Genomic DNA, 3,644 nt, shown 5'->3' with positions numbered 1-3,644 from the left:
TTCTTACGGTCTTTCCCACCGAAACAAACATTGGCCGTCCAGCCTTCAGGTACGGCGATCTGCTCAATTTGCTCGCCCTGAGGGTTAAATACCGTAACACCTTCCTTTCCGGTTAGGTAGAGATTCCCTGCTTCATCCAGCGTCATTCCATCCGAACCCATTTCAACAAACAGTTGGCGGTTGCTAAGCTTCCCGTTTTTCCCAATTTGGTAACGGTACGTTTTTTTATCATTAATATCAGCGATAAATAATGTGGTGCCGTCCGCAGTACCTACAATCCCATTGGGCCGAACTAAGTTAGTAGCCGCTACCGTAAGCATCCCTTCAGACGATAAGTGATAAACGTTTTCCTGCTCTATTTCTTTTTCTTCTCGCTCCCAATAATCTCGCTTGTAAAAAGGGTCAGTAAAATAGACCCCTCCGTTCGGATGTACCCACACATCGTTGGGGCCATTTAGTTTCTTTCCCTCGTAGCTATCTACCAGTACGGTTATCTCCTTGTTTTCATCTATTCGCCACAGCTCATTCTTCTTATCGGCACACGCTATCAGGCGGCCTTCGTTATCGAAGTACAAACCGTTGGCCCGTCCGGCGTTTTTCATGAATACGGAAAGGATTCCGTCAGTAGACCACTTCATAATTTGATTGTTAGGCTGATCGGTAAAGTATACGTTCCCTTGCTGGTCGGCAGTGGGACCTTCGGTAAATTTGAACTCAGAAGATACTGGCGTTAACTCAGCTCCTGAAGCAATGATACCGTCTTGCGCTTGGCTTTTAGACATAGGATTCAGTAGAAAAACTAACAATATAAACAATAGATAATAGTGCATGGCAGATAGTAAAAGTAGTGATGAATAGGTTTATCAAGTGGCTATATCTTATCTGGCATCGGATGATTCCAAGGGTCGCGATAAGGGCGTTGCAGGAGTGCTGTTGCTTCAGAATCATCAACAACAATCATCTTTTGCGGATCATATACCAGCGGACGACCTACTGCCATCGATGTATTAGCCAAAATACAGGAAGCTGTAGAAATGTGTCCGTCCATAATGTCGGCTACTGGTTTGCTATTATTCTCAATTGCGTTTAAAAAATCTAGCATATGTAGCCGGGTGGCGGGAGCGGCATTGAGTTCAATGCGATCTTCGGTCACATCTTCGGGGTATTTTTCTTTTTCGTAAAGTACATCAAAGTGAATGGCGTCGCCCTCTTTGTACGGAGTAAAATCGGCTTGCATGGTACTACCCGCTAAAGTACCATGTTCGCCAAACAGTTTGAACGCCCAAGGATACTCCGGGTCGGTGGGTGCGCCCCAACTGCGATGTTGCCATACGCAGTTTAATTCCGGATACTCAAAAACGGCTGATTGAGTATCAGAAATAGTAGACTTCCCTCCTTTTTGCACGTAAATGCCTCCTTGCGAGGAAATACGCTGCGGCCAACCTAAGTCTAGCATCCACCGAACGGTATCTAGCATGTGTACACACATATCGCCCACAATGCCGTTGCCGTACTCCATAAATGTTCGCCACCAACGCGTATGGGGTAGCCCATCGTAGGGACGCATTGGAGCCGGACCGGTCCACATTTCGTAATCAAAAAAGTCAGGTACTGGCTCAACGGGTGGGTTGCCATTGGCTCGCATATGAAAGTAGCAGCACATTTCTACGTGAGAAATTTTGCCCAGTAAACCGGCATCTACTACCTGCTTTTTAGCATCAATCAAGTGAGGAGTGCTTTTGCGTTGGGTGCCTACCTGAACTACTTTATTATATTTTTTAGTCGCGGCTACAATAGCTTCCCCTTCTAGCACATCCACACTGATCGGTTTTTGCAGATACACATGGGCTCCAGTCTTCATAGCCTCAATGGCCTGTAAAGCGTGCCAATGGTCAGGGGAACCAATCAGCACAATATCCAGATCTTTCTCCGCTAGCATTTCTCGGTAGTCAGTATAGGTACGAGGAGTATTACCTGATTTCTGCCGCTGACTGATTAGACTAGCTGCTTCTTGGAGCATTCGTTGATCAGGATCGCACACGGATATCACCTCTACGGGAGCAACCTGAATTAATCGAAACACATCATTTTTCCCGTACCAACCGGAACCGATCAGCCCTACTCGCCAGGGTTTATCTCGAAATAGCAATTCTAATCCTTGAGGGCCAAAGGTAGAAAGGGCCAGCGAGGCTGAAGCCGTCTGAAGAAAGCGACGGCGATTAATATTAATACTGTTCACAGTAAGAAAGATTAAGTTGTTCAGATAAATATAAAGCATGTTGATTACAATTCCCTAGCCCACTCAACAATACTTGTGCGATCTTATTATGAGCAAACCTCTTCTGCCCACCATATTCGTCGGAAGAAAGTGATGATACGTCTAATACTTTAATTACTAAAAAACATTTAAGAAAGATAAACTATTGTAATTACATGCGTTTAATAAAACGAATCAATCGTTAAACAAAAGTAAAAATGTCTTTATATAAATATTTTTTAATCTTAATTTTTTCAGGGTCTATAATAACCAGTGTGCAAGCCCAGTATCAGATTAGTGGCAGCATTGTAGATGGTAAAACTGGTGACCCAGTACCCTTTGCGAATGTAGCTCTCTATCCCGATGACGAAGAGAGTGTACTGCAAGGATCAACCTCCAATGCCGACGGTAAATTTACTCTACAAGATGTACCCGAGGGCGAATACGACTTAGAAATTAAGTTTGTCGGCTACCGGGCTTACAAGATGAAAGACTTGCAAGCCACCCAGCCAATAGAGTTAGGCACTATTGAAATGAACCCTGCGGTGCAGGAGCTGGATGAGGTAGTGGTAGAAGGCAAAGCGGTTTCTAAACCCGTAGAAACTACTTTAGAAGGAATGGTCATTCGACCGGAGCAAAACCTCTCTAATTTAGGCGGTAGCGCATTAGATGTATTGCGAAACACTCCTTCAGTGATCGTAGGGCAAGATGGGGGAATTACCATTCGGGGCAGTAACTCTCCCAATATTCTCATTAACGGACGCAACTCGTCTATTGCTAGTGACTTGGCTCAACTACCCGCTAGTGCCATCAAAAATATCAACATTATTACTAATCCTAATGCTAAGTACGATGCCGAAGGTACCGGTGGAGTTATCAATATTCAACTGAAAAAAGGAAACCAGCAGGGTACGCACGGCAAAATGGAGCTTACACTAGGAAACCGATACCGAGTGAATGCCTCCGCCCGAATTAATCGGCAGGGAGAGAAGACGAACGTTTTCGGTGGGTATAATTACCGCCGCTCCCCCGGTCTTGCCCGCAGTTCGGTTGTTCGGGAAACCTTTGGCGATAATCCTCAGACGCTACGTCAAGAGCGAGACATTGATCGCTTTGAGGCGAGCCACACTATTAACTACGGACTGGATTATTACTTCCCCAATAGTACGCTCACGTACGAAGGAGTGATGGAGATAGAAGGTGAAAACGATAGCGAAGTAACCACCAGTCGGCTAACCAATGCCGAGGGGGAACAATTACTATATAACGTTCGCGATAATACGGAAACCGAAGAAGATTTTGCCATTGATAATGCGCTCATTTACCAGCGTCAGTACCAGCGCAAAGGGCAGGACTTAAGGTTTTCATTAAGCCATTCGTACCGCAA

At 45.1% G+C, this 3,644-nt stretch carries 3 protein-coding genes; 1 reads left to right on the top strand and 2 read right to left on the bottom strand.

All coding sequences use genetic code 11. The features are described 5' to 3' along the window. Window positions 1–782: SMP-30/gluconolactonase/LRE family protein (locus tag WBA23_RS17225; protein WP_424583525.1), on the bottom strand; the 782-nt coding region annotated here is incomplete at its 3' end. 89 nt (window positions 783–871) lie between these two features. Beyond that, the gene (locus tag WBA23_RS17220) at window positions 872–2,239 is read right to left on the bottom strand and encodes a Gfo/Idh/MocA family protein (protein ID WP_424583524.1); all 1,368 of its coding nucleotides are present in this window, start codon (window positions 2,237–2,239) and stop codon (window positions 872–874) included. A 293-nt stretch (window positions 2,240–2,532) separates the two neighbouring features. On the opposite strand from WBA23_RS17220, the gene WBA23_RS17215 reads away from it, so the two are divergent. Next, on the top strand, window positions 2,533–3,644 hold a 1,112-nt coding region (locus WBA23_RS17215; RefSeq protein WP_424583523.1), incomplete at its 3' end, for a TonB-dependent receptor.

Origin of the sequence: Tunicatimonas sp. (assembly GCF_049647865.1) — a bacterium.
In the GTDB taxonomy this organism is placed as follows: domain Bacteria; phylum Bacteroidota; class Bacteroidia; order Cytophagales; family Cyclobacteriaceae; genus Tunicatimonas.
This window is presented reverse-complemented; position numbering and strand designations above follow the sequence as displayed.